This window comes from Bradyrhizobium sp. URHC0002, from assembly GCF_054059515.1.
In genome coordinates this window covers 8,490,001-8,515,664 of sequence record NZ_JBSSCF010000001.1, presented here as the reverse complement: position 1 = coordinate 8,515,664, position 25,664 = coordinate 8,490,001, and the positions used below count along the sequence as shown (strand labels likewise).

The window sequence follows — 25,664 nt, the reverse complement described above, 5'->3', positions numbered from 1 at the left end:
TTTGAGGCGCTTTTGTCGAGCCTTTTGCTGGACTTATGGGTCCGAATGAATCCGGCCCGTGCGAATCAGCTCTTCAGCATCGAATTGATGCGCTTTGCGAACTCTTCGAAGCTCTGCTCGCCCTTGAGCATCTCGCCGTTGATGAAGAAGGTCGGTGTCGACTGCACCTTCAGCACATCGGCGGCGAACTTCTGGTCGGCCGCGATCTTGTCGAGCAGCGCCTGGTCTTTCAGGCAGTCCTCGACCTGCGCCTGGGTGAGGCCGGCCTGCTTGCCGATCCGGGCCAGCGTCTCCGTGGTGTTCTTCACCACCCAGTCATTCTGCTGCCTGAACAGAAGGTCGATCACGGCAAAAAATTTCGGCGCGTCGTCCTTGGCGATGCAGCGGGCCAGCATGGAGCCGGCGGCCGCCTTGATGTCGAGCGGGAATTCGCGGAACACAAAACGGATCTTGCCGCTGTCGATGAATTCCGACTTGATCTTCGGAAACACCTTCTCGGTGAAGGCTGCGCAGTGCGGGCAGGTCATCGAGGCGTATTCGGTGATGGTCACTGTGGCGTTGGCGGGGCCAAGCGCCATGTCGGGCAGGGACTGTGGCTTGGCGACGTCGGCGGCACCCTGCGCGATGGCGTCGGTGATCAGCCGCAGCGGCGAGAAGCCGGCGAGCAGGCCAAGGCCGGTCAGCGACAGGGCGGCAGTGAAGGCGCGGCGCGTGATCATCAAGGTCTGCTCCCGAATGGCGCGTTCACGCCCGAAAGAAGTACAAAAAGAAGCCTTCGCTAGCTTGAAACGCCAGTTGTGGCAATGGCGGGGTGCGCCGGGCGAGCTGCGTAAAAGGCTCAATTTCGCTTGATCGCGGCGCCGAGCCGCGCGAGTGCGGCGCGCAGTTCCTCGTCCTCGACCGCGGAGAGGGTTTCGGCGACCTTTGCCACCGATTGCGGGTCCGGTACGCGGCTGGGCGCGGGGCCCTTTCGGCGCGACAGCGGCGCCTGCCGTAGCGCTAGCCGGCCAACCGCGCTCCAGCCGAAGAAGCGATTGACCCGTTGCAGGATGACGTCGGACGAATGCTGGATCTCCAGCGCCGCAGGGCCCTCCACCCGCAATATCAGCGTGGCCGGTTCCTGCGGCTGCCCTTCCACCGGCCGCGGCCACTGCATCTTCAGCGGCTCGGAATGGGCGGCGATTTCAGCTCCCGCAATGTCAGCCCAGCGCGTCACCAGCTCGCGCGCGGCAAATCCCTGCTTGGCGTAGGCGTCCGAAAACACGTCGCTGAGCAGGACGGAGAGGGGTTTTGCCGAGATCGAGCCGGGTTTTGCCATGGGGCTCTATTACATCTTGCTCGTCGCAGGCGCCATCTCCGCCGTCATGGCCGGGTTCATCCCGGCCATCCACGTCTTGGGCTGTCGCGAAGAAGAAAGACGTGGATGCCCGGGACAAGCCCGGGCATGACGTGGAGAGATTTGCGTTTCAACATTAGAATGCACGGATGACGTCTTCTGCTGCCACAAAACGACGGACTGAATCGGCCGAAAGCAGCGCCTCTCGTCCCGCGCTGCTGCTCGACTGGTACGACCGCCATCGCCGCCGGCTGCCGTGGCGGCCGCCGGCGGGCGAGCGGCCTGATCCGTACCGGGTCTGGCTGTCCGAGATCATGCTGCAGCAGACCGGCGTCAAAACGGTCGGGCCGTATTTCCTGAAGTTTCTGGCGCGCTGGCCGGATGTGGCCTCGCTCGGCCGCGCGTCGCAGGATGACGTGCTGCGGATGTGGGCCGGGCTCGGCTATTATTCGCGCGCGCGCAATCTGCATGCCTGCGCGGTCGCGGTGCTGCGCGACCATGGCGGGGTGTTTCCCGACAGCGAGGAAGGCCTGCGCAAATTGCCGGGCATCGGCCCATATACGGCGGCGGCGATCGGCGCGATCGCCTTCGACATCAGAACCATGCCGGTCGACGGCAATATCGAACGCGTGGTGTCGCGGCTTTACGCGGTCGAAGACCCGCTGCCGCAGGCCAAGCCGATCATACAGGAATTGGCGGCAACATTGCTTGGTCCGTCTCGCGCCGGCGACGAGAAGTCTCGCGCCGGCGATAGCGCGCAAGCACTGATGGATCTAGGCTCCTCGATCTGCATGCCGAAGAAGCCGGCCTGTGCGTTGTGCCCGTTGAACGATGATTGCGCCGCCCGCTTGCGCGGCGATCAGGAGACGTTTCCCCGCAAGGCGCCGAAGAAGGCGGGTACGCTGCGCCGCGGCGCCGCCTTCATCGTTACGCGCGGCGATGAACTCCTGGTCCGCACGCGCGCGGAAAAAGGCCTGCTCGGCGGCATGACCGAAGTACCGGGTTCGGAATGGCTGGCCGGGCAGGACGACAAGGCGGCGCTAAACCAGGCGCCTGCGCTCAAGGGCGGGGTGCGCTGGCACCGCAAGGCGGGCGTCGTGACCCACGTCTTCACGCATTTTCCGCTGGAGCTTGTGGTCTACACCGTAAAACTGGCTGCGCGCTCGCGGGCGCCGGAGGGCATGCGCTGGGTGCCGATCGCAACGCTGGCCGGCGAGGCGTTGCCCAATGTAATGCGCAAGGCCATCGCGCACGGGCTGGGCCTCTAGGCGCGATCCGCCCGAAGTCTGCTGACACCATGATGGCAGCAGGCCTGCCGTAGATGGAAGCCTCACGGAGGTTCCCATGATCGGCACCGCTCTCGACACTATCCCCATGCCGCCGTCTTCAAAACTGCTCGGCTGGCACGTGCTCGACGCGCGGCCGAAGGAGGGCTGGATCCGCATTGGCTTTGACGGCAAGCGGGATTTCTGCAATCCGGCGGGCTTCGTGCAGGGCGGCATTCTCACGGCGATGCTCGATGACACCATGGGGCCGGCGGTGTTCACCATGACGGACGGAAAACTCTACACGGCGACCATCACCATGACCGTGAATTTTCTCAGCCCCGCCAAGCCCGGGCCGATCACCGGCGAAGCCAAGGTCACCCAGCTCGGCAAGACCGTCGCCTTTGTGGAGGGACGTCTGACGGCCGCGGATGGCACGCTACTGGCGACTGCCACGACCAGCGCGCGGCTGGTCGAGACCGCGAAGGCCATTCGCTAGAAGGGCGGCGAGGGGGCCACAATTCCTCACTCGGCCTGGTCGCCCGCGTCTGGGTTTTCGCATTTGATCTGGCGCAACGCGACGGATATCCCGCGCGCGCATAATTCCGTTGCGCTCGCCTCTGCGAGGCGGGCCCATCGGAGACGCCCGTCATGAAGTCTCTCCGTATCATTGTTCGCCGTCTTGGCGGACCAGAGGTCTTGGAGACCTTGGAGGAAGAGGCGCCGGAGCCGGGGCGAAGCGATGTGCGAGTACGCGTGCTCGCTGCCGGCGTATCCTTCGCAGACTTGCTGATGAGGGAGGGTATTCATCCGGAGAAAACGCTCCTTCCATTTACGCCGGGGTGGGACATCGTTGGTGTTGTCGAAAAGACGGGACAGGAAGTGTCGCAGGCCATGGCCGGTCAGATGGTCGCGGCTCTGCCAATTCACGGCGGCTACGCCCAGCACATCTGCCTGCCACCAGATGAACTCACTCCGGTTCCAGATGGTCTTGATCCCGCAGAAGCCGTCAGCCTCGTGCTGAACTACATCACGGCCTATCAGATGATGCATCGCCTAGCGCACGCCTCACGAGGTCAGCGCGTACTCATTCATGGTGCGGCCGGAGGATTAGGTACGGCGCTACTGCAACTCGGCCGTCTGGCGGGGCTCGAAATGTATGGCACCGCATCACTGGCGACGCATCGGATCGTATCCGATCTCGGCGCGACGCCGATCGACTACCAGAAAGCCGATTTTGTCGAAGAGATTCGCCGCCTGACAGGCGAAGGCGTGGATGTTGTCTTCGACGGTGTTGGCGAGGCCAATGTTTGGCGATCGTTCCAGGCTCTGAGACCGGGCGGCCGCGTCATCGTTTATGGCTTCACTTCGTTCCTGCAACAGGGGCAGTTGGCAGGCGGTTTGCGCTACCGCTTTCGCGGCATTACGCGGCCTGCCTGGTACGCGCTCCGCGCGCTCCTCTCACCCGGCAGACGACGCATCCTGCCCTACAGCATACAGATGCTGAAACGGAGGAAACCGGCGTGGTTCCACGAAGATTTGAGCGTGCTGCTTGATCTGCTTCGCGACCAGAAGATCAAACCTGTCATCGCCGAGCGGATTCCGCTTCGCGAGGCCCGCCACGCGCAAGAATTGCTCGGCCGTGGATCCGTGAAGGGCAAGCTCGTGCTTGTTTGCAATTGATCATGACCGCTGGCATCCCGGCGCCGCCGAATTGGGCGGACCAGCGGTAACCGATAACCGAGGTTTCGTCGGCTCCCGATTCCGTCAAGCTTTTTGTCCCATTGCTGACGCCGAACGATGCTGCTGGTTCAGACGAAGCCATTTTCCACGGCTGTTGAAGTTGCCCTGAAACAGTCGCAGGATGACGCATGGCCAGACTGCTGAGGTTCGGTCATGTGGATGCTCATCAACTCCCTTTACCGCGGCTATATCCGCGCGCGCCTGGTTAAGATGCGCCAATACCATCTCGTGAAGACGGTTTGACAAGAGTGCGCATGGAATTTGCGGCATCGAATACCGTGTGATCCAGAGCATCGCGCACTACTGCTGGAGTCGGTCGATCGATGCCGACCGTCACCAGTCCAGGAGATCCAATAGCGGGGAGCGACCTCACCAACTGGTCGGTCATTTGTGGAAACAGGAGGACATCATGCAAGCCATGGCCACCGAAACCTTCATCGGCAACATGCGTGGTCCCGTCATCAGGCGAAGGGATGCCGAGTATGACGCCGTCCGGAGTCTCTACAACGGGATGATCGACAAGAGTCCCGAAATGATTGCGCGATGCACCGACGCTGCTGACGTTGTCACCGCGGTGAATTTCGCAAGGCAGAACGATCTCCAGGTCGCGATCCGCGGCGGCGGGCATAACGGACCTGGCCTTGGCAGTGTCAACGACGGACTGATGATCGACATGTCGATGATGAAAGGCGTGCGGGTCAATCCCGCTGCCCGCACCGTCCGCGTCGGTTCGGGCTGCACACAGGGCGATGTCGATCACGCGACGCACGTCTATGGGCTCGCCGTGCCGGCTGGCATTGTCTCGACCACGGGTATTGCCGGCCTCACGCTGGGCGGCGGCACCGGCTACCTCACCCGCAAGTATGGTCTCACCATAGACAATCTGCTGGAGGCGGACGTCGTGCTCGCCGACGGCCGCATCGTCACCGCGAACAAATCGGAGAACGCTGATCTCTATTGGGGCCTGCGCGGCGGCGGTGGAAATTTCGGCATCGTTACGAGCTTCCTGTTCCAGGCGCATCCGGTGAGCATGGTCTATGCCGGACCAGTCTTCTGGGATCTCGAACAGGCCCGGACGATCATGCAGAAATACAGGGATTTTCTGCCTGGCGCTCCGGAGGAACTCGGGGCGTTTGTCGGCTTGAAGACTGTGCCACCGATGGACCCGTTCCCGGCGGAGCATCAGGGCAAGCGCGCCTGCGCCATCATCGCCTGCTATAATGGTCCAACAGAAGATGGCCAGGCGGCCATGGCCAAGTTGCTCGGTGAGCTGCCCCCGCCGTTCTTCAACTGGATGGGCGAAATGCCCTATCCGGCCCTCCAGTCCATGTTCGATCCGTTCTTCCCAAAGGGCCTGCAATGGTACTGGCGCGGCGATTTCGTCAAGGAACTGACCGACGAGGCGATTGACGCCCATATTGCCCAGGCGCGGAAACTGCCCAGCGCGCTCTCGCTCATGCATCTCTATCCGATCGACGGCGCTGTTCGTCGCGTCGGCAAGAGCGACACCGCCTGGAATACGCGCGGTGCGACCTGGTCGATGGTTATTGCGGGCATCGATCCCAATCCGCAAAAGGCCGGCGAAATCACGCGCTGGACCAAGGGTTACTGGGAGGCCGTGCATCCTTACTCGGCTGACGGCGGCTACGTGAATTTCATGATGGACGATGGGGACGACAGCCGACTGAGGGCCACCTATGGCGACAACTACGACCGTCTCGTCGCCCTAAAGTCCAAATACGACCCGATGAACTTCTTTCGCATGAACCAGAATATCAGACCGCTGCCGCATTCGTAGACGCTGCCGCGGTTCAGCTTCGCCCCAAGATTCCTGTCGGAGCGTTCTTTCGCTTCATGGAACGAAGGAACGCTCGGGCTTCGTTGCTTCGAGGCGTCCTCGAGTCAGCCCGCGCTCGCCCGCGGCGCTTCCCGCGTGATCTGGACGATCGGCGGCTTGGCGTTGAGCCCCTCGACCTGGAAGCCGGCGACGCGCTTGTAGTTGGCGGCGATGTCTTCCAGCTCCTTCAACGACAGCACGTCGGTGACGACGTAGTAGCCGTCGGGCGCGCGCTCTTCGACCATCTGCATGACCTGCTCGGGGCCGTTACGGCGGTTGAGCATCACAAGGTCGGTCGTTGCCGGACGGCGCTCGGCTTCGTAGGCCACGAGCGCGGCGTTGGTCGGGCCATGCGCCAGGATTTCACGGGTGATGACGCGGGCGTCCAAAATCGCCTGCGACGCGCCGTTGGAGCCGATCGGGTACATCGGATGGGCGGCATCGCCCATCAGCGTGACGCGGCCAAAGGTCCATTGCGCAACGGGATCGCGATCGACGAGGGGGTATTCATAGGCGTGCGGGCAATTCTCGATCAGGCCGGGCACGTCGAGCCAGTCGAATTTCCAGTCCTTGAACCAGGGCAGGAATTCTTCGAGGTCAGCGGTTCGGTTATAGTCCTCGCGCCGCCACTGGTAGGTCGGCGGCATGTGCCGCTCGGCCACCCAGTTGATCCTGAATTTGCCGGCGCTGTCGGCCTGCTTCGAAATCGGGTAGCAGACGAATTTCAGGATCTCGTGGCCGGCCATGATCATGGTTCGACCGGACAGGAAGGCGTCGCTGTCGGTAATGCCGCGCCACAGGATACGGCCGTTCCAGATCGGCGGGCCTTCGCCGGGATAGAGCTTATCGCGAACCGCCGAATGGATGCCATCGGCTGCGATCAACAGCGTGCCGTCGTGGCTGCCTTGCGATCTGCCGGTCGCCTTGTCGATGAATTCGGCGCGGACGCCGTTCTCCGTCTCGGTCCAGCCGGAGAGGTGATGGCTGGTCAGAATGTTCTCTTTGCCCAGCCGTTCGATCGCAGCATCGAGCAGGATCTGCTGCAGCGTGCCGCGGTGGATCGAGAACTGCGGCCATTTGTACCCGGCCTCGATGCCGCGCGGCTCGCTCCAGATCGGCTTGCCGTGCTTGGAGAAATACGCGAGCTCCTTGGTGCGGACGGCGGCCGCATCGAGCCTGTCGTGCAGGCCGAGCTCGATCAATTCGCGCACCGCATGCGGCAACACGTTAATGCCGACGCCGAGCGGCCGCAGCTCGGGCACGCTTTCAAAGACCCTGGCGGGAATGCCGATCTGGTGCAGGCTGAGCGCCAGCGTCAGCCCGCCAATGCCGCCGCCCGCGATAAGAACCGTCATGTTACGCCCCTCTTACTCCTTGGGCGTCATGACATGAGAGGCGGCAGGGGGCAACTGCGAAAGCCTGGCGGAAATCCTCATCCACCCCGGCAATTCACGGGAGTGCAGGGGCCGGGCCGAAGAATCCGACGATCCTGACCAGCCGGCCATCGGGACCGACCTCGCCAAAATCGATTGAAATATCGCCGCAGGTTCCATCCGCGCGCACCAGGCGCCAGAGGAAGCGGACCACGTTGTGATGCACGTCGATACCGCTCATGAATTCGAGCCGCGCCCCGGGCCGCCGGGCCAGCACCTCGCCGATCTGCGTCGCCAGTGCGTCACGGCCGGCCAGGGAGACGTTGGGATCGAGATACACGCCATTGTTGCTCCAGCATTGCTCGAGCAAGGCGCGTCTGGCGGTATCGTCCGGCTCGTTCCAGGCCGCCATATACCGTGTCACGGTCTCTGTGATTGCGTCTTTGTCCATGAGCACTCCCGCCCTCATCCGCACGATCGAGGCAACGCATCGCGCGTTTCGCATGGGTTATTCTTGCAGGGAAGCGTCGGGCGGTCACTTACATCCGAGGTAATTGCCCTTCTGAAGCGATGGTCTAGATTGCCGGCATGGATGCGCCAGACCGCAACTCGCAGCATATGCCGGCTGGACATTTCAGCAGCCTGCTGAAGCATTGGCGAAGCGTGCGCCGGCTTACCCAGATCGAACTGGCGGCCGATGCCAATGTGTCCGCCCGGCATCTTTGCTTTCTGGAAACTGGCCGGTCGCAGCCGAGCCGCGAGATGGTGCAGCTGCTCGGCAGCGCGCTCGATCTGCCGCTCGAGGAGAGGAACGCGCTGCATGTCGCGGCGGGCTTCGTGCCGCCCTACGGCGACAAGGGGCTGGCGGCTGAAAATCTGCAACCGGTGCGGCAGGCGCTGGATTTCATTCTCCGGCAGCAGGAGCCGTATCCGGGGATCGTGATCGACGGGCACTGGGATGTTCGCATCCGCAATCAGGCGTCAGCGCGCCTGCTCAAGCCGTTTCGCGATTCATACGAAATGGAAAATGGGCTTGCGGACAACGCCATGCACGTCGTCTTTCATCCAAAGGGCCTGCGGCAGTTCATGTTGAACTGGGACGAGTTCGCCCGGCAGTTGATCCAGATCCTGCATCGCGATGTCGCGCAAGGCAGTCGGGCGGCGGCACAATTGCTCGATGAGATCATGACCTACCCCGGGCTGTCGGCCGAATGGCGGCTTCCACGCCATTCGGCGGCGTCCTCGCCTGTCATGACGATGCAGCTGGCGAAGGGCGACTATCGCCTTGCCTTCTTTTCCACCTTCACGACGCTGGCGATGCCGACCGACGCGGTGCTGCAACAGATCAAGATCGAATGCTTCTTTCCGGCTGATGACGCGACCGCCGAGAAGGCGCGCCAACTGGCACTTCAACAAGGCCCAGGAGATAGAGATGCAACCTGCTGTGCGTGATCAACAATCGGCCGACACCATGGACGAATTGCGCGCGTTGAACGCCCGCTTCATCCATAATTTCGTGACCAACGACGTGGCTTCGCACGACGCCATTCTTCATCCCGGCTTCATCAGCATCTGGCCCACAGGTCAGCGATGGGATCGCGCGACCTATCTGAAATACTGGGCGACGGCCTTCGATCCCGAGGTCGTCGTGTATTGGGACGTCCGTGATGAACTCATTACCGTCATCGGCGACGTTGCGCTGGTGCGTTCCACCAACAAATGCACGCGCCGCCGCGACGGAAATGAAGTAACCGGCATGACCACGTACACCGATACCTATCTGTTCGAGAATGGCGCGTGGAAATGCATTCAGGCCCAGATCACGGCGGTCGCGCCCGAGCATTATCCCGCCGATGACACGATCGTCAGCGTCTACATCAAGGGAAGGCTCCAGCAGCGGGCGAGTTGAACCGCGGAGGCTGCTCCACCCGCTGGGGGTGGACGGCGGATGAGCGTGCCGTTAACGTCCGGCTTTCCCCATGAGGACCGCCATGTTCAAGCTTTACTACGCCCCCGGCACCTGCGCGCTGGCTTCGCATATCGCGCTCGAAGAGGTCGGCGCGCCCTACAGCGCTGAACGGCTGAACTTCAAGAACAACCAACAGAACAGTCCGGACTATCTCAAGATCAACCCCAAAGGCCGGGTGCCGGCGCTGGTAACGGACAGTGGGGTGCTGACCGAGACGCCGGCGATCCTGGCGTTCATTGCGCAGAGCTTTCCGGACGCGAAGCTCGTGCCGCAGGATTCCTTTGCATTCGCGCAGGTGCAGTCGATCAACAACTATCTCTGTTCCACCGTGCACGTCGCGCACGCCCACAAGATGCGCGGGGCGCGCTGGGCGACCGAGGAGACGTCGTTCGCCGACTTCAAGCGCAAGGTACCGGAGACGATGACCGCGTGCTTTACGCTGATCGAGCGCGACATGCTCAAAGGACCCTGGGTGATGGGCGAGCAGTACACGGTCTGCGATCCCTATCTGTTCACGATCGCCGGCTGGTTGGAGGGCGACGGCGTCGATCTTGCGACGCTGCCGAAGGTGGCCGCCCACCGCAAGCGGATGTCGGAACGGCCCGCGGTGCAGAAGGTGTTGGCGGACGAGAAGGTCTGAACTGAGCTTGTAGGGTGGGCAAAGCGCAGCGTGCCCACCATTGCTTGCGTCGCTCTTGATGGTGGGCACGGCGCTTGCGCGTCTTTGCCCACCCTACGCAGCCTTCCTCTTCCCCCGCTCCATCTCGCGGCCGATGCCGAGCATGATGTTGCGCAGCCAGATCGAGCCGGGGTCCATCTGGGCGCGGGTCGGGTAGAACATGAACTGCTCGTCGACCCCGGGATCGAGCGGCGGCGCGATCGTTGCCAGCGATAATTGCTTCGACAGCGCGCCGATCAGGCGGCGCGGCACGAAGGCGACGAGATCGGTGCGCGCGGCCACATGCAGCGCCTCGATGTAGCCGGGCACGACCAGCGCGATCCGACGCTCGATGCCCTTGGGGCGCAACCATGTGTCGATCAGGTCCTCGCTCGCGCCGCGGATCACGACCGCGACATGGCGCGCGTCGAGAAATACGTCCGGCCGCTTCAGCCGGGCGCCGATCGGGTGGCCCCGCCGCACCGCGAGCGCGTCACTGTCGGTGTAAAGCCGTTGCCGGTGAAAGCCGGTAAAGGCGTTGCCGATCGAGATCACCATGTCGATGGTGCGGGCGAACTCCGCCGTGAAGATCGCGGGGCCCCGCCACGGCACCACGTCGATCCGGACGTTCGGCGCCAGCTTCGTGATCTTCTCCATCAGCGGCGGCATCAGCAGCTCGACCGCAAGGTCCGGCATCATCAGGCGAAACTGGCGCTCACTCCTCGCGGCGTCGAACTCGTCGGCGATGAACAGGGACCGCACCTGGTCGAGCGCCTGTGCCAGCGGCGCGCGCAGCGCCTGCGCCCGCGGCGTCAGCTCCATGCGCGCGCCGTTGCGAACCAGGAGGGGATCGCCGACCAGGTCGCGCAGCCGCTGCAGCGCGTGGCTGGCGGCCGGCTGCGACAGCCCGATCCGCATCGCGGCGCGGCTGACATTGGCCTCCCTGAGCAAGGCGTCGAGCGCCACCAGCAGATTGAGGTCAAGCGAATTCAAATTCATGATATGAATATATATCATAATCACTATCGATTGGAAGAATGACCTGCGGCGCGCGATGATCGGACATCAGATCAAAGGAGAAGCCGCCATGAGCGCAGCAGAAAACAAGAAACTGGTGCAGCAGGTTTATACGGATTCCGCCAACCGGAGCGGGACCACGTTCGTCGACAACCTGGCCGAGGATGCGACGTGGATCGTCACCGGCCAATATTCGTGGTCGCACGAGTTCAAGGGGCGTGAAGCGATCAACAACGGGCTGATGGGCCATTTCCGCTCGTTCTTCGCGGTGCGGCCGCGGACGCTGGCGTTCAACTTCATCGCGGAAGGCGACTATGTCGTAGTCGAAGCGCGCGGCGACAACGTCACCAAGTCAGGCGTGCGCTATGACAACCAATATTGCATGGTCTGGCGCATCGAGGGCGGCAAGATCAAGGAGATCAAGGAGTATTGCGATTCCGCGCTGGTCGAACGCGTGCTCGGGCCGTTTCCGGCAGAGCGAAAGCTCGCCGCCGCGGTTTGAGACATCGGACCGCTGCGTAGGGTGGGCAAAGCGAAGCGTGCCCACCACTCTTCGAGTTTCGGAGGTGCGTCGACAAAGAAATGGTGGGCACGGCGCAAGTGCGCCTTTGCCCACCCTACGATTCCCTTGGTGTTTGCCTGTTCAGGCGGCCTTGACCTTGAGATGCTTGAACATGTTGCCGCGGGCCTCGTCGTCCATCTCGGCCTTGAACTTGAAGTTATCCTTCAGCGCGATCGCCTTTGCCGCCGCAGGCCGTGCCATGATCTCATCGACCAGCCGCTTGACGTTGGGATATTTCGCGACCGCATCCTCACCCATCACGAAGGGCATCAAGCGGGCCCAGCCCCAAACGTCCATGTCGACGATGGTGTAGGTGTCGCCAACCATGTAGCGGCGGCTGGCGAGGTGGTCGTTGAGAATGCCGAAATGCCGCTGCGCCTCAAACTGGTAGCGGTTATGCGCGTAGTCGATTTTCTCCGGCGCAAAATGCTTGAAGTGGACGGCCTGGCCGGAATACGGGCCCACGCCGGTGGCGGCGAACATCAGCCATGACAGCAATTCGCCGCGGTGGGCCGGCGAGTTCGCAGGCAGAAACTTGCCGGTCTTTTCGGCGAGGTAGAGCAGGATGGCGTTGCTGTCGAACACCCGGACGCCGTCATCATCGATCGCGGGCACCTTGGCGTTCGGATTGATGGCGAGATATTCCGGCTTGAACTGGTCGCCCTTGCGGGTGTCGACGGCGATCGGTTGATAGGCGAGGCCGGCTTCTTCCAGGAAGAGGGCGACCTTGGTCGGGTTGGGCGATCCGTTGAAGTAAAATTTGAGCATTTGGAATTTCCCCCATTGCTTCTTGCCAGGACAATTTATTGCGGCAGGCGGCGACATTGCCGCCGTGTGTCACGTCCATGCTCAAATTTTTGCGAGGTGCGCAAGCGACGAGTTTGTGACCGGCCGGGCTCTCGAGGCGAACGAAGCTCGCTGTTACGACAGCACCAGACCGCCTATGCCGGCCAGCGCAAGGCCGGCACCGGCAGCGATCATGACGGATGCGAAGCGCATTTCCGAACGCAGCGCCGTGCGTTGCCCCGCACGCTCCGATCCCCGCGCATAGCCGTGAACGATGATCTGCTCGCTGAAGGAGCCGCTGGCGTCCAGAATGTCGGTCAAGCCCGCGCTGGCGACGAGGATGCCGAGGATGATCAGTCCGGCCGGGCCCAGCAAACTCAACAGCAGCATCGGAAACAAGCCGATCAGGAAGATCGGCAGCAGCGGCAGCACGATGAACGACTCGGAGTCTCGCGTGCGCATGGCAGTAATCTCATACGGGATGCAGGATACCGAGATTATACCCTGAAATAGCAGCGAAAAGGCGCATGATTGCCTGCGCGCCCGACACGGCTGCCATGCCGGTTGATCGGGGTGGCTGCGCAGGGGCCAGGCCGCATTTCGCGGTAATGGCCGCCGAGGTCGTCTGCACGCTGTCGTGTTTTGGCGCGTCCCGTCGAGGTGCGCCTGCAGTTGTCCGGTGATACGCCCGGGTGCGGCTCAGCCCGCCGCCATCCCGGAGCGGATTTCGGCGCGCAGTTCGTCGATCAGCCTGAGGCCGTTCTTGGTCTCGACGTGCCAGAAGGTCCAGCCGTTGCAAGCGCCGGAGCCCTGTGCGACCGCCCCAATGCGGTGGATCGAACCGACCTTGTCGCCGAGCATGATGGCGCCGTCGGCACGAACCAGGGCGCCGTGGCGCTTCTTGGAGTCGACCAGTTTGGTGCCGGGCGGAATCATGCCGCGCTCGATCAGTTCGGAGAACGCCACGCGCGGGGCGTCGCGCGCGGTCATGAACGGCGCCAGCGTCGCGTCGGGCAGCGGTTCGATGGCTGCGATGCGCGCTTCGGCCGCAGCCGCATAGGTCTTGTCGCGTTCGAAGCCGATGTAGCGGCGGCCGAGACGTTTTGCCACGGCGCCTGTCGTGCCGGTGCCGTTGAAGGGATCGATCACGAGATCGCCGGGCTTCGACGACGACAGCAGCACGCGCGCCAGGAGGCCTTCGGGCTTCTGGGTCGGATGCACCTTCTTGCCATCGGCGCCCTTGAGGCGTTCTTCGCCGGTGCAGAGCGGGATCAACCAGTCGGAGCGCGCCTGCACGTCCTCATTGGCGGCCTTCAGGGCCTCATAGTTGAACGTATAGCCCTTGGCCTTCTCGTCACGCGCGGCCCAAATCATGGTCTCGTGGGCGTTGGTGAAGCGGCGGCCGCGGAAATTCGGCATCGGATTGGTCTTGCGCCAGACGATATCGTTCAGCACCCAGAAGCCGAGGTCCTGCATGATCGCGCCGACGCGGAAAATGTTGTGGTAGGAGCCGATCACCCACAGCGTCGCCGACGGCTTCATGATCCGGCGGCAGGCGAGCAGCCAGGCGCGGGTGAAATCGTCATAGGCGGCAAAGGATGAAAACTTGTCCCAGTCGTTGTTGACGGCATCGACATGGGATTCGTCGGGGCGCTTGAGATCGCCCTTGAGCTGCAGGTTATACGGCGGATCTGCGAACACCAGATCGACCGAACCGGCCGGAAGCTTCGACATCTCGGCGACGCAATCGCCGACGACGATGCGAGCGCTGGACTCGGACTCAAATTTAGTGCGGGGCGCCCTTACAGACGCCCCGCGACGCGACACTACCATGACTCAATTACTCTGACTCAGGCGACGCTGTCGGCGACGCGGGACTAAACAACCGACTGGCGGTACATTGACCCCGCAAAGTAAAAATCGACTTAATCGGTATTGTTGCTGAGAAGAGATTGCCGAGAGAAATTGCGGGGTTGGGTGCACTAGGCAATATTTGCCGGGCAGGTTATTGATTAATGGAATGGAAATTTTACGTGATTGCTGCGTTGGGTATTCGAGCCAAACAGCCCCGGGGATGAGGAAACAGCGCCATGCGTTACGATGATTTCCGCCGCAGCGAAGACATCGATGACCGTCGCGACGACGGCGGCGGCGGAATGGGCGGTGGCGGCGGCGGTTTTGGCCTGCCGATGGGCGGTGGCGGGCTCGGCATCGGAACCATCATCGTGCTTGGCCTGGTCGGCTATGCCTTCGGCATCGATCCACGCATCCTGATCGGCGGCGCCGAAATCCTGACCGGTGGCAACCAGGCGCCGACCTACCAGACCGATCGCAAGTCGGGACCGGCCAAGACCGGCGCGCCGAAGGACGAAGTCGGCAGCATGATCGCAGGCATTCTCGGCGAGATTGACGACCGCTGGAGCGAGATCTTCCAGTCCAGCGGACAAAACTACACAGGGCCGCGCATCGTGCTGTTTCGCAACGCCACCAATGGCGGGCGCTGCGGCATGGCGCAGTCGGCGATGGGGCCGTTCTATTGCCCGCCGGACAAGCAGATCTTCCTCGACACCAGTTTCTTCCGCGAGGTCGAGACGCGCTTTCGCGGCTGCTCGGGCAGTGCCTGCAAATTCACGACGGCCTACATCATCGCGCATGAGGCGGGACATCACATCCAGAACCTGCTCGGCATCCTGCCGCGCGTGCAGCGGCTGCAACAGCAGGCCGGCAGCAAGGCGGAAGCCAACGCGCTGCAGGTCAAGGTCGAGCTGCAGGCGGACTGCCTGTCCGGCGTCTGGGTCAACCGCGAAGAGAAGAAGCGTCCAGGCTTCCTCGAAGCCGGCGACATCGACGCGGCGTTGAAGACGGCAACCGCGATCGGCGACGATACGCTGCAGCGGCAGTCGACGGGCAGGGTGGTGCCCGACAGTTTCACCCACGGCTCCGCGGCGCAGCGCAAGCAGTGGTTCATGACGGGCTACCAGCAGGGCACGGTGCAGGCCTGCAACACGTTTGCGCAAGGCGCGTTGTAGTTTGAAGACGTGGATGCCCGGCGCCAGGCCGGGCATGACGAGAAGAAGAAGTCATGTCCTCCATTGATGAAACCAAACAATTCGTGCCGCTCAACATCGCGGTGCTGACGGTCTCCGACACCCGCTCGCTGGCCGATGACAAATCCGGCGCCACGCTGGCGGAGCGGCTGACCGAGGCCGGTCATCTTCTTGCCGCGCGCGAGATCATCGTCGACGACGTCGATGCGATCCGCATCATCATCAAGCGATGGATCGCCGACGAGGGCGTCGATGCCATCATTACCACCGGCGGTACCGGTTTCACCGGCCGCGACGTGACGCCGGAGGCGATCGAGCCGCTGTTCGAAAAGCGGATGGATGGGTTTTCCATCGCCTTCCACATGCTGAGCCACGCCAAGATCGGCACCTCGACGGTGCAGAGCCGCGCAACTGCGGGCGTTGCGGGTGCAACGTTCATTTTCTGCCTGCCAGGATCGCCGGGCGCCTGCCGCGATGCGTGGGACGGCATCCTCGCCGCCCAGCTCGATTACCGCACGCGTCCCTGCAATTTCGTCGAGATCATGCCGCGGCTGGACGAGCACCTGCGGCGGCCCAAAGCACAGGGCGCTTCAGCCTGACGGACAGTCAGTGCGGCGTCGTCAGCCACGACCAGATCGCATGCCACAGGTCGCGATACCATTTCTCGCGCAGCGCGTGGGCACGCTTGATGTAAAAAGCGAGAAGGTCCGGCGTGACGCGCCGCGAACCGTCGCGACGCACGGGCTTCACAGTTCCAGTTCCCAGGTTTCGCCGATCAGGCTTTGGCCGAAACTGCGGTGCGGCTCGGTGGCGACCAGCTTGAATCCGGCTTCCTGATAGATCTTGCGGGCGGCGACCAGCATGCTCTGGGTCCACAGCGTGATCCGGCGATAGCCGCAGGCTTTTGCGAACGCGATGCATTCGGCGACCAACCGATGGCCCAGCCCCTGGCCGCGCCCGGCCGGGTCGACCAGCAACAGCCGCAGCTTGGCGACGTCGTCGGTGTGCCTGACCAGAAAGATCGAGCCGACCTGCGTGCCGTCGATGTCGGCGATCCAGCAACGCTCTCGCGACGCGTCGAATGAGCTGAGGAATTTCGCCGCGATCTCGGCAACGAGCCCCTCGAATGAGGAATCCCATCCGTATTCGCGCGCGTAGAGCGCGCCGTGGCTCTGCACCACCCATCCCATGTCGCCGGGGCGTGGCTCGCGCAGCGTCGCCGGTCGTGGTGCGGTACTGCCATCGCCGAGCAGCCGCTCGATGTCGGCCATTGCCCCGATCAGTCGCTCCCGGCCGCCGATCGTCAGCGAGCCAAGCATCGCCGCGACGTCGTCATTTGTGCTTCGTTCGAGCTTGGCGAATGCCTGCCGTCCCTTGGCGGTCAATGCGAGCTGGTATTGCCGGCGGTCGGACGGCAGCGGTTCGCGGGTGATCAACCCGGCTTCATCGAAATTCTGCACGATCCGGCTGAGATAGCCGGCATCGAGACCCAGTTCGGCTCCGATCGCTTTAGCCGAGAGATCCTGGCGGTGGGCGAGCTCGTACAGCACCCGGGCCTCGCTCAGCGAGAACGGGCTCTTCAGGAGCTGCTGGTCCAGCACGCCGAGCTTGCGGGTGTAGAAGCGGTTAAAGGCGCGAACCGCCGCGACTTCCTGTTCGGAATCCAGTTGGGACATGGCATCACCTCAATGATTGCCATTGTCAAATATATAGTTGCTCTTGGCAAGTATTTTGATGGCCGGCATCCGGCGAGGGCGCACCCAGGCCGGTTCTACTTTGCATGGGGTTGTTTTCGATATTTTTTGTCTGGGACGCCCTAGGCGACGACCGTGATCCGGCTGCGCAACTGGGTGCGCGAGGCGCGGCCGAGCTGGCGCAACAGCCGCGTCTCGGAACGGCGGGAATCCGGCCGGTAGCCGCCAAGCCGTTCATAATGATCGCGCGCGATCAGAAGTCCCTGTTCCGCCGACGGTCCGGCAATCATCCGGGCGACGAATTTGAAGCCGTCGCGCAGCCGCGTTTCGGCATAGGGCGAGCGGGCGTAGCGAAACACCCCGGCGCGCGGCCGGTCGCTGCTCGATACGTTCTGGATGAACTGCGTGGTCTCTTCGATCCAGCCGCTGTCGAGCACCGCGCCGGCATGCAGGAACATGAGCCATGGCGAGCGCGCCGCGCGCGCACCGGCGGCCAGCGCCGCGGCGCGTGTTCCTTCAAACCCGAGAAAGCGGCAGCCGGCGACGTCGGCCACCCGTTCGATCACGCCGTTGCCGGCCCGGTCGACCAACAGCACCTCGCGGATGATGCCGGCTGCGGCGCCCGGCACCAGCGCCGCCAGCGTTGCGACGGCGGGCTGCTCGACGCCTTCGGTTGGAATGATCACGCTCAACATGAATGAGGCTTCGGTGGCTCATAGGGGCAAAAACGCTGCACTGTTATCACCTTGTCACAATCAAAGCAGCCGTTGGCGTGCAGTTTTTTGCGGCAACCTCCGGCGGTCATCGCGCGGCGTCCGTCCCGGCCCGGATTAACATTGTCCGCGGGCGACCAGAAGCGGCATGGTTGGCCGGATCTAGTCAGCGGCGCCGAACGCGGCCGTCAGCGCGATCCGGCATCCTCGGGCCTCGATAGGGATTGTCCGAGCACGAACCGCCTCGCCCCGAGATTGTTGCCATACACTGCGCATAGGTGGCGAAATCGCATTGGGTGGTTCCCCCGCCCTCGCTGTAGGTCCTGGCGCACACCGGCGCATTGGCGTCGGCCCGGGCGGTCAAGGCTCCCAGCGAGGTGACGGCCGCGATAACAAGTGCGAAGGCAGCGGTCTTTAGAAACGTTTTCGACATTTTGTTCGCTCCAGGCTGGTTGGGTTGCGATCGAACGGGCCGTGAGACGGCGATCGTAGGCTTCGACGACCCCGAATTACGAAGCCAGCAGCCTCCGGGTTGCGGTGGACACGCGAATGTGTGTTCTTGATTTGTTCTATTTGCGTGCTATGTTCTCTTCATGAGCCCAGCATCCTCTCATGCCCTCAAGCACCCGCCGGTCACGGCGCCCTCCGAACCGGCGGGTGCGACACCTTTTCCCGAGCTCGCGGTCGCCATTGAAAGCAAGCGACGGCGCGGCCGCGGGGCGCAATCCAACCAGAGCGGCCGGTTCGAGGCCGAAGCGCGGGTCGCCTTCGACGATGGCTGGCAGAGCCTGGACGAACTGCCGCCGTTCAAGACGACGGTTTCGCTCGATACCTCGCGCAAGGTCATCACCCGCAACGACTCGCCCGACATCGGCTTCGACCGTTCGATCAATCCCTATCGCGGCTGTGAGCACGGCTGCGTCTATTGCTTCGCGCGGCCGACCCATGCCTTTCTCGGCCTGTCGCCGGGGCTCGATTTCGAATCCAAGCTGCTCGCCAAGCCGGACGCGCCGGAACTGCTCGAGAAGGAACTGGCCGCCCCGGGTTACGAGCCGCGCATGATCGCGATCGGCACCAACACCGATCCCTATCAGCCGATCGAGCGCGAATACAAAATCATGCGCGGCATTCTCGAAGTGCTGGATCGAGCCGGCCATCCCGTCGGCATCGTCACCAAATCGGCGCTGGTGACGCGCGACATCGATATTCTGCAGCGCATGGCGAAGCGCAATCTGGCCAAGGTCGCGATTTCGGTCACCACGCTCGATCCCAAGCTTGCGCGCACCATGGAGCCGCGCGCCTCGACGCCGCCGAAGCGGCTGGAGGCGTTGCGGCAATTGTCGGAAGCCGGCATTCCCGCGACCGTGATGGTCGCCCCGGTGATTCCCGCGCTGAACGATTCCGAGATCGAGCGCATTCTCGATGCCGCAGCCCATGCCGGCGTCAAGGAGGCAAGCTACGTGCTGCTGCGGCTGCCGCTGGAAGTGCGCGACCTGTTTCGCGAATGGCTGATGGCGAACTATCCCGACCGTTACCGTCACGTCTTCACCCTGATCCGCGACATGCGCGGCGGGCGCGACTACGACTCGCAATGGGGAACGCGGATGAAGGGCACCGGGCCGATGGCCTGGATGATCGGACGCCGGTTCGAAATCGCCTGCGAAAAGCTCGGCCTCAACAAGCGCCGCTTGAAACTGACGACCGACCATTTCGTCAAGCCCAACCGAAGCGGCCAGCAACTGAGTTTGTTCTAGATAGTTATCGTCATTGCGAGCGAAGCATGTCATGGCCGCGCCGCTTCTCTCTGCCGGCGAATTGCCGTATTGCGGCGTGATGAAGCAGAAGTCCGGGTCAGCATCGGAACAGCCGCCGCTCGTCATCTTGACGACGCCGCGCCTGATTCTTCGCGCGACGCTCGAAGCGGATATATCGATTCTGCAGAATCTGGTCCTTGGCGACAGCGGTGTGATGCGCTTTGCATTTTCCGGAGCGCCGATGGCGGGCGATGCCGCCGAAGATTTCATCCGGCGGTTCTTCACCTTCGGCAGCAGCCTCACGGGCATGGCGGTTTTGACGGAAAAGCCCGCGGCCGAAATCATCGGCTTTGCCGGCTTGTCTCCATGCGACGCGTTGGGAGCCGACGATTTCGAGATCGGGTTTGTCCTGGCGCGCCGGGTATGGGGCAGGGGGATCGCGACCGAAATCGGCGAGGCGCAACTCGCCTTTGGGTTCGACCAACTCAAATGCGGCAGATTGCTCGGGCTGGTCGATCCGCGAAATGCGCCGTCCATTCACGCGCTCGAGAAGCTCGGCATGCGCCATCTGGAGACGATAGCGGACCCCAGGCGCGGAAGCCGGAGCGTTTATGTGATTGAGGCCGCAGAGTGGCGAAGGCGTCGCGCTGAATAACGGGAATTGTGCCAGGTTTCCGGTTGCGCGCCGGCGCGCGCTTTCGCACGATCCCGGCCATGATTCGAGACAAGTCCGCCAAGAGAACTGACAGGAAGGCCGGCAGGGAACAGGCCGAGCTGCCGAAGGGCGTCATCGCGGTCGCGCCGCCGAGCTTTCGCCGCGAACGGGCGCTAATCAAGCGCGGCGTTTGGCCGGTGGCCGGCTGCGACGAGGCCGGGCGTGGTCCGCTGGCGGGTCCGGTGGTGGCGGCCGCCGTGGTGCTGGACCCGAAGCGAATCCCGAAGGGGATCGACGATTCCAAGCGGCTGACCGCGGAACGCCGCGAGGAATTGTTCGAGGAGATCTGCGCGACGTCGTCCTTTGCGGTCGCCTTTGCCTCGCCGGCGCGGATCGATCGTGACAATATCCTGCGCGCCTCGCTCTGGGCGCTGGCCCGCGCAGTCCGTGCGCTGCCCGAGATGCCGAACCACGTGTTTGTCGACGGCCGCGACAAGATCGACGCTCCTTGCGACTGTGACGCGGTGATCGGCGGCGACGGCATTGTCATGTCGATCGCGGCCGCCTCGATCATCGCCAAGGTAACGCGCGACCGCCTGATGAGCGCGCTGGCGCTGGATTGCCCGGGCTACGGCTTCGAAAACCACAAGGGCTACGCCGTGCCGGAACATCGCGAGGCGCTCGATCGGTTAGGTCCCAGCATCCACCATCGCCGATTTTTCGCGCCGGTCATTGCCGCGCGGCTGAAACATTACCCCGAGACAGTCGAGGAGACGGTCGAGCCCGATCTCTTTACCGTCGATGGGGAGATTACTTCCGAGATTTCAGTCACGATCTGAGGCCGGTTGCCTCGGCGGCTCGTGCGCTCTATCAAACGTCCCTTAAGGACAGGGCTGCTCGGCCCGGGCATTCGGACGTTTCATGCGCTTCACCTCGCTCGTTGTCGAACTGATCCGCGCCCGGCCGCGGCTGGTGGTCTGGATCGTGGTGCTGGCCCAGGCCGGACTTTGGCTGATCCTGCCGATGCTGCTCTATCCGAGCCCCCCCGGCGACGTTGCGACCGTGGTGGCCTTCGGCCGGGAATACCAGGTCGGAACCTGGCTCGGTCCGCCGCTGGCGTTCTGGCTCGCCGACATCGCCTTCCGCGCCGCCGGCAACACCATGTTCGGCGTCTATCTGCTGGCGCAAGTCTGCGCCGTCGTCACTTTCTGGATCTATTATCAACTGGCCCGCGCGATCATCGGCGGGCAGCAGGCGGTGCTTGCGGTATTGCTCTCGATGACGGTGGTGGCGTTCAGTTCGCCCGGCGTCGAGTTCGGCCCGCTGGTGCTGGCGCGCCCGCTATGGGCGCTGCTTTTGCTGCATTCCTGGCAATTGATCGGCCAGAACCGGCGCAACGCGTGGTTCGCCTGGTCGATCGAGGCCGGGCTTTTGCTGCTGACGACGTCGGCGGCGCCCGGGTTACTGCTGCTGCTCGCCGGATTTGCCGTTGCCACCCCGCGCGGCCGGCGTGTGCTGATGTCGCTCGATCCGCTCTATGCGTTGCTCGTGATCGTTGTCCTGGTGTTGCCCTACCTGATCTGGCTGCTCCGCGCCGACGCACTCGCCATGCCGCCGTGGCCCGCGATCTCCGATCTCGGCGCGCGCGCCCTGCAATGGGGCGAGCTGCTCGTTGGTCTGGTGCTCGCGATGTCCGCCATCGTGCTGCTGGCGATCCTCAACTCCGGCTGGTTCGCCCGCCATGCCGAGGAAGCGCCGATCATCTACCGGCCACCGGTCGATCCGCTGGCGTGCGACTTCGTCTATTTCTTCGCCATCGCCCCGGCGCTGCTCGGAAGTTTCCTGGCCGGGCTGTTCAATTTCGACCACGTCGTAGGCGGCGCAGGCGTTGCCTTGCTGATGTCGGGGCTTGCCGTGGTCGTGGCGACCGGCGATCTGATCCACCTGCGGCGCCAGCGCGTGCTGCGCACGGTTTGGGCCGCGGCGCTCGCCGCTCCCGCTCTCGTCGCGATCGCAACCACGGTTCTTCTGCCGTGGACCAGCGCTGCCGAAGTGCCGACCTCGCTGCCGGCGAAAGCGATTGCCGCATTCTTCGGCGACAATTTCGAACGGCGAACCAATCAGCGGCTGCGCGCCGTGGCCGGCGATCCGCAACTGGCGAGTTTCATCGCGATGAGCCGCGGCCGCCCGCATCTGCTGCTCGACGCCACGCCGGAACGGACGCCATGGCTGTCGGTCGCGAAATTCAACCAGACCGGCGGCGTCGTGGTCTGGCGCGCCTCCGACACCTCTGGGACGCCGCCGCCCGAGATCGCGCAGCGGTTTCCAGGCCTGGTGCCGGAAGTGCCGCGCGCCTTCGAATGGATGGTGAACGGCCGCCAGCCGCTGCTGCGCGTCGGCTGGGCCATCGTGCGGCCGAAGGCGCCGTAGTTTGTGTTCCTCATGGTGAGGAGGCGCGGAGCGCCGTCTCGAACCATGAAGCCCGTGGCCATCCTTCGAGACGCACGCTGACGCGTGCTCCTCAGGATGAGGACTGTGGCTGCTCCAGCGCCTTCGCGATCGCGCGCAGATCCTGCCACGACATCCGCTTGTAGGACGGCGAGCGCAGCAAATACGCCGGATGGAACGTCGCCATGGCGCGGATGGTGCGCGTGCCGGTGTCGTAGTCGAACCATTTTCCGCGCGTCCTCATGATGCCCTCGCGGGTCGACAGCAGCGTTTGCGTCGAGGGATTGCCGAGCGTCACCAGCACGTCCGGGTTTACCAGTTCGATCTGTCGCTGGATGAACGGCAGGCAGATTTGCGTCTCCTGCGGCGTCGGCGTCCGGTTGCCGGGCGGCCGCCAGGGAATGACATTGGCGATGTAGGCCTTGCTGCGGTCGAGGCCGATCGCCGCGATCATCCGGTCGAGCAATTTGCCGGAACGTCCGACGAACGGCAGGCCCTCGATGTCCTCGTCGCGCCCGGGCGCTTCGCCGACGAACATGATGCGCGCTTGCGGATTGCCGTCGGCAAACACCAGCCGCGTCGCGGTATTTTTGAGCGCGCAGCCCTCGAAATTTTCCAAAAGCGCGCGCAGCGCTTCCAGCGTCGGCGCCGTTCGCGCCGCGTCGCGCGCGATGGCGATGGCGGCTTCCGGCGGGAGCGCTATTTCGCTGCGCGGAACTGCCGGTGTCGCGGCGGGCATTTCCTGCAACGGGCGGGGTGGCGCCGTCTCGCGGAGCGGGACCGGGGCGGCAGGGGCGTCGGGCTCGCTCAGCCGATCGGCCGGCTCGTCCGCCAACGCGCAATCGACCCCGGCCTCCAGATAAAAGGCCAGCAATTGCCGAATATTAGGCGCGGGTTCGGGGATCAAATCCATTATGCCAATCTAATATGGATCGAGCCGGCGTGAAACGCCCCGCATTGCATTTCCATGGTTGTCCTCCCCGCAAAAATCGGAAACAACGAGCCCTTAGAGCCGTTCTCAATCGGGCTGAGATCAGATCATGAGTGCAGAAGAACTTCCTCCCCGCGAATCCATGGAATTCGACGTCGTGATCGTCGGCGCCGGGCCGTCGGGCCTCGCCGCGGCGATCCGGCTGAAGCAGCTCAATGCCGATCTCAGCATCGTCGTGGTGGAGAAGGGTTCCGAGGTCGGCGCGCATATCCTGTCAGGCGCCGTGATCGATCCGGTCTCCCTCGACAAGTTGATCCCGGATTGGCGCGAGGATGCCGATTGTCCGCTGAAGACCCAGGTCAAGGACGACCGCTTCTACTGGACCACCGCGACCAGCGCGATCCGGTTGCCGGGCTTCGCCATGCCGCCGTTGATGAGCAACCATCACTGCTACATCGGCTCGCTTGGCGATGTCTGCCGCTGGCTGGGGCCGAAAGCGGAGGCGCTCGGCGTCGAAATCTATCCGGGCTTTGCCGCGGCCGAAGTGCTGTACGACGACAATGGTGCGGTTCGTGGCATTGCGACCGGCGACATGGGCATCGGCAGGGACGGCAAACCAAAGGATTCCTTCACCCGCGGCATGGAATTGCTCGGCAAGTACACGCTGTTCGCCGAAGGCGCGCGCGGCAGCCTGAGCAAGCAGCTGATTGCGAAATACTCGCTCGACGCCAACAGCGAGCCGCCGAAATTCGGCATCGGGTTGAAGGAGGTTTGGGAGATCGATCCCGCCAAGCACCAAAAGGGCCTGATCCAGCATTCGTTCGGCTGGCCCTTGAACAATTCGACCGGCGGCGGCTCGTTCCTCTACCATTACGACGACAACAAGGTGGCGGTCGGTTTTGTCGTGCATCTCAATTACGACGATCCCTATCTGTCGCCGTTCGACGAATTCCAGCGCTTCAAGACGCATCCTGCCATTCGCACGGTATTCGAAGGCGGCAAGCGGATTTCCTATGGTGCGCGCGCGATCACCGAGGGCGGTTATCAGTCGGTGCCGCGCTTGAGTTTCCCGGGCGGCGCCCTGATCGGCTGTGCGGCGGGATTTGTGAACGTGCCGCGCATCAAGGGCGTGCACAACGCGATGGGCAGCGGCATGCTCGCCGCCGAACATGTCGCGGCCGCGCTCGGCGCCGGCCGCGCCAATGACGAACTGGCCGAATACGAAAACGCCTGGCGTGATTCCGCCGTCGGCAAAGACCTGCACCGGGTCCGTAACGTCAAGCCGCTATGGTCGAAGTTCGGCACCATCATCGGCGTTGCGCTCGGCGGCTTCGACATGTGGTGCAACACGCTGGGCTTCTCGCTGTTCGGGACCCAGTCGCACGCAAAACCCGACCGCAAGACCCTGGATGCGGCGAAGACGCACGCGCCGATCGCCTACCCGAAGCCGGACGGCAAGCTATCCTTCGACAAGCTGTCCTCGGTGTTCCTCTCCAACACCAACCATGAAGAGGACCAGCCGGTTCATCTCAAGGTCGCCGACATGAACCTGCAGAAGATCTCCGAGCACGATGTCTATGCCGGTCCGTCGAACCGCTATTGCCCTGCCGGCGTTTACGAGTGGGTCGAGGAGGCCGCAGGTCCGCGCTTCCAGATCAACGCCCAGAACTGCGTCCACTGCAAAACCTGCGACGTGAAGGACCCGAACGGCAATATCACCTGGGTTCCGCCGGAGGGCGGCGGCGGGCCCAACTATCAGGGCATGTAGAGAGGCCGTGGACCACGATTGCGTGAGGTGGAGGAGGGTGATACCGCCTCCGGCCACGATACCGCCACAGTAAAAGCGTTTCCGGGTTGGGCTGGCTAAATTGGAGCC

At 63.5% G+C, this 25,664-nt stretch carries 28 protein-coding genes; 15 read left to right on the top strand and 13 right to left on the bottom strand.

All coding sequences use genetic code 11. The features are described from left to right. Nucleotides 1-65 precede the first annotated feature (65 nt). Nucleotides 66-722: a DsbA family protein gene (locus ACVWVY_RS41070; protein WP_456631719.1), complete on the bottom strand. Its 657-nt coding sequence runs from the start codon at nucleotides 720-722 to the stop codon at nucleotides 66-68. A 116-nt stretch (nucleotides 723-838) separates the two neighbouring features. Continuing rightward, nucleotides 839-1,318: a DUF721 domain-containing protein gene (locus tag ACVWVY_RS41065; RefSeq protein ID WP_456631718.1), complete on the bottom strand. Its 480-nt coding sequence runs from the start codon at nucleotides 1,316-1,318 to the stop codon at nucleotides 839-841. A gap of 167 nt (nucleotides 1,319-1,485) precedes the next feature. Between ACVWVY_RS41065 and ACVWVY_RS41060 the strand changes: the two genes are divergently transcribed. The 4 genes from ACVWVY_RS41060 to ACVWVY_RS41045 all read left to right on the top strand — a co-directional run bounded on the left by ACVWVY_RS41060 (nucleotide 1,486) and on the right by ACVWVY_RS41045 (nucleotide 6,142). After that, nucleotides 1,486-2,604 carry an A/G-specific adenine glycosylase gene (locus ACVWVY_RS41060; RefSeq protein WP_456631717.1) on the top strand — a complete coding sequence of 373 codons (1,119 nt, stop codon included), beginning with the start codon at nucleotides 1,486-1,488 and terminating at the stop codon, nucleotides 2,602-2,604. A gap of 76 nt (nucleotides 2,605-2,680) precedes the next feature. Next, nucleotides 2,681-3,100 (top strand): PaaI family thioesterase, encoded by a 420-nt coding sequence (locus ACVWVY_RS41055; RefSeq protein WP_456631716.1) that lies wholly within the window; start codon nucleotides 2,681-2,683, stop codon nucleotides 3,098-3,100. 152 nt (nucleotides 3,101-3,252) lie between these two features. Continuing rightward, entirely contained in the window at nucleotides 3,253-4,284 is a 1,032-nt protein-coding gene (locus ACVWVY_RS41050) for a medium chain dehydrogenase/reductase family protein (RefSeq protein WP_456631715.1), read from the top strand. 469 nt (nucleotides 4,285-4,753) lie between these two features. Then, nucleotides 4,754-6,142 carry an FAD-binding oxidoreductase gene (locus ACVWVY_RS41045; RefSeq protein WP_456631714.1) on the top strand — a complete coding sequence of 463 codons (1,389 nt, stop codon included), beginning with the start codon at nucleotides 4,754-4,756 and terminating at the stop codon, nucleotides 6,140-6,142. A gap of 104 nt (nucleotides 6,143-6,246) precedes the next feature. On the opposite strand, the gene ACVWVY_RS41040 is transcribed toward ACVWVY_RS41045, so the two are convergent. Both ACVWVY_RS41040 and ACVWVY_RS41035 read right to left on the bottom strand, forming a co-directional pair. Next, entirely contained in the window at nucleotides 6,247-7,536 is a 1,290-nt protein-coding gene (locus tag ACVWVY_RS41040; RefSeq protein ID WP_456631713.1) for a flavin-dependent oxidoreductase, read from the bottom strand. Between the two features lie 94 nt (nucleotides 7,537-7,630). After that, a complete protein-coding gene (locus ACVWVY_RS41035) occupies nucleotides 7,631-8,005 on the bottom strand; it encodes a nuclear transport factor 2 family protein (protein ID WP_456631712.1) in 375 nt (124 codons plus the stop codon). 137 nt (nucleotides 8,006-8,142) lie between these two features. Here ACVWVY_RS41035 and ACVWVY_RS41030 point away from each other — a divergent pair, with 137 nt between their 5' ends. From ACVWVY_RS41030 to ACVWVY_RS41020, 3 genes are all read left to right on the top strand, one after another. Then, the gene (locus ACVWVY_RS41030; protein ID WP_456631711.1) at nucleotides 8,143-9,006 is read left to right on the top strand and encodes a helix-turn-helix domain-containing protein; all 864 of its coding nucleotides are present in this window, start codon (nucleotides 8,143-8,145) and stop codon (nucleotides 9,004-9,006) included. Next, complete coding sequence (locus tag ACVWVY_RS41025; RefSeq protein ID WP_456631710.1) at nucleotides 8,987-9,463, top strand: nuclear transport factor 2 family protein; 477 nt, start codon at nucleotides 8,987-8,989, stop codon at nucleotides 9,461-9,463. Before ACVWVY_RS41030 ends, ACVWVY_RS41025 begins: the two co-directional genes overlap by 20 nt. Nucleotides 9,464-9,545: 82 nt before the next feature. Beyond that, nucleotides 9,546-10,163 (top strand): glutathione S-transferase family protein, encoded by a 618-nt coding sequence (locus tag ACVWVY_RS41020; RefSeq protein WP_456631709.1) that lies wholly within the window; start codon nucleotides 9,546-9,548, stop codon nucleotides 10,161-10,163. A gap of 93 nt (nucleotides 10,164-10,256) precedes the next feature. Here the strand turns inward: ACVWVY_RS41020 and ACVWVY_RS41015 are convergent, their stop codons facing one another. Then, the gene (locus ACVWVY_RS41015) at nucleotides 10,257-11,180 is read right to left on the bottom strand and encodes a LysR family transcriptional regulator (RefSeq protein WP_456631708.1); all 924 of its coding nucleotides are present in this window, start codon (nucleotides 11,178-11,180) and stop codon (nucleotides 10,257-10,259) included. An 88-nt stretch (nucleotides 11,181-11,268) separates the two neighbouring features. On the opposite strand from ACVWVY_RS41015, the gene ACVWVY_RS41010 reads away from it, so the two are divergent. Then, a complete protein-coding gene (locus ACVWVY_RS41010; protein WP_456631707.1) occupies nucleotides 11,269-11,700 on the top strand; it encodes a nuclear transport factor 2 family protein in 432 nt (143 codons plus the stop codon). Nucleotides 11,701-11,841: 141 nt separating this feature from the next. Here the strand turns inward: ACVWVY_RS41010 and ACVWVY_RS41005 are convergent, their stop codons facing one another. The 3 genes from ACVWVY_RS41005 to ACVWVY_RS40995 form a co-directional block, all read right to left on the bottom strand. Continuing rightward, complete coding sequence (locus ACVWVY_RS41005) at nucleotides 11,842-12,528, bottom strand: glutathione S-transferase family protein (protein WP_456631706.1); 687 nt, start codon at nucleotides 12,526-12,528, stop codon at nucleotides 11,842-11,844. A gap of 153 nt (nucleotides 12,529-12,681) precedes the next feature. Beyond that, nucleotides 12,682-13,008, bottom strand: coding sequence for a hypothetical protein (locus ACVWVY_RS41000; protein ID WP_456631705.1), 327 nt, complete (start codon nucleotides 13,006-13,008; stop codon nucleotides 12,682-12,684). A 237-nt stretch (nucleotides 13,009-13,245) separates the two neighbouring features. After that, complete coding sequence (locus ACVWVY_RS40995) at nucleotides 13,246-14,379, bottom strand: DNA methyltransferase (RefSeq protein ID WP_456631704.1); 1,134 nt, start codon at nucleotides 14,377-14,379, stop codon at nucleotides 13,246-13,248. A gap of 257 nt (nucleotides 14,380-14,636) precedes the next feature. On the opposite strand from ACVWVY_RS40995, the gene ypfJ reads away from it, so the two are divergent. Next, entirely contained in the window at nucleotides 14,637-15,575 is a 939-nt protein-coding gene (ypfJ, locus tag ACVWVY_RS40990) for a KPN_02809 family neutral zinc metallopeptidase (protein ID WP_456631703.1), read from the top strand. A 53-nt stretch (nucleotides 15,576-15,628) separates the two neighbouring features. Beyond that, nucleotides 15,629-16,192, top strand: a complete 564-nt coding sequence (moaB, locus tag ACVWVY_RS40985; protein ID WP_456631702.1) for a molybdenum cofactor biosynthesis protein B — start codon at nucleotides 15,629-15,631, stop codon at nucleotides 16,190-16,192. Between the two features lie 7 nt (nucleotides 16,193-16,199). On the opposite strand, the gene ACVWVY_RS40980 is transcribed toward moaB, so the two are convergent. From ACVWVY_RS40980 to ACVWVY_RS40965, 4 genes are all read right to left on the bottom strand, one after another. Continuing rightward, complete coding sequence (locus tag ACVWVY_RS40980; protein ID WP_456631701.1) at nucleotides 16,200-16,343, bottom strand: hypothetical protein; 144 nt, start codon at nucleotides 16,341-16,343, stop codon at nucleotides 16,200-16,202. Then, nucleotides 16,340-17,269: a bifunctional helix-turn-helix transcriptional regulator/GNAT family N-acetyltransferase gene (locus tag ACVWVY_RS40975; protein ID WP_456631700.1), complete on the bottom strand. Its 930-nt coding sequence runs from the start codon at nucleotides 17,267-17,269 to the stop codon at nucleotides 16,340-16,342. Before ACVWVY_RS40975 ends, ACVWVY_RS40980 begins: the two co-directional genes overlap by 4 nt. A gap of 140 nt (nucleotides 17,270-17,409) precedes the next feature. Continuing rightward, nucleotides 17,410-17,982 carry a glycosyl transferase gene (locus tag ACVWVY_RS40970; RefSeq protein WP_456631699.1) on the bottom strand — a complete coding sequence of 191 codons (573 nt, stop codon included), beginning with the start codon at nucleotides 17,980-17,982 and terminating at the stop codon, nucleotides 17,410-17,412. Nucleotides 17,983-18,166: 184 nt separating this feature from the next. Beyond that, entirely contained in the window at nucleotides 18,167-18,433 is a 267-nt protein-coding gene (locus ACVWVY_RS40965; RefSeq protein WP_456631698.1) for a DUF3551 domain-containing protein, read from the bottom strand. 160 nt (nucleotides 18,434-18,593) lie between these two features. Between ACVWVY_RS40965 and ACVWVY_RS40960 the strand changes: the two genes are divergently transcribed. The 4 genes from ACVWVY_RS40960 to ACVWVY_RS40945 all read left to right on the top strand — a co-directional run bounded on the left by ACVWVY_RS40960 (nucleotide 18,594) and on the right by ACVWVY_RS40945 (nucleotide 22,839). Beyond that, complete coding sequence (locus ACVWVY_RS40960; RefSeq protein ID WP_456631697.1) at nucleotides 18,594-19,754, top strand: PA0069 family radical SAM protein; 1,161 nt, start codon at nucleotides 18,594-18,596, stop codon at nucleotides 19,752-19,754. A 31-nt stretch (nucleotides 19,755-19,785) separates the two neighbouring features. Then, nucleotides 19,786-20,409, top strand: coding sequence for a GNAT family N-acetyltransferase (locus ACVWVY_RS40955; RefSeq protein WP_456631696.1), 624 nt, complete (start codon nucleotides 19,786-19,788; stop codon nucleotides 20,407-20,409). A 59-nt stretch (nucleotides 20,410-20,468) separates the two neighbouring features. Continuing rightward, a complete protein-coding gene (locus ACVWVY_RS40950; RefSeq protein ID WP_456631695.1) occupies nucleotides 20,469-21,248 on the top strand; it encodes a ribonuclease HII in 780 nt (259 codons plus the stop codon). A gap of 82 nt (nucleotides 21,249-21,330) precedes the next feature. Next, nucleotides 21,331-22,839: a glycosyltransferase family 39 protein gene (locus ACVWVY_RS40945; RefSeq protein ID WP_456631694.1), complete on the top strand. Its 1,509-nt coding sequence runs from the start codon at nucleotides 21,331-21,333 to the stop codon at nucleotides 22,837-22,839. Nucleotides 22,840-22,930: 91 nt separating this feature from the next. Here the strand turns inward: ACVWVY_RS40945 and ACVWVY_RS40940 are convergent, their stop codons facing one another. Beyond that, a complete protein-coding gene (locus ACVWVY_RS40940; RefSeq protein WP_456632451.1) occupies nucleotides 22,931-23,764 on the bottom strand; it encodes a uracil-DNA glycosylase in 834 nt (277 codons plus the stop codon). Between the two features lie 133 nt (nucleotides 23,765-23,897). Here ACVWVY_RS40940 and ACVWVY_RS40935 point away from each other — a divergent pair, with 133 nt between their 5' ends. Further along, nucleotides 23,898-25,556 (top strand): electron transfer flavoprotein-ubiquinone oxidoreductase, encoded by a 1,659-nt coding sequence (locus ACVWVY_RS40935; protein WP_456631693.1) that lies wholly within the window; start codon nucleotides 23,898-23,900, stop codon nucleotides 25,554-25,556. Nucleotides 25,557-25,664 lie beyond the last annotated feature (108 nt).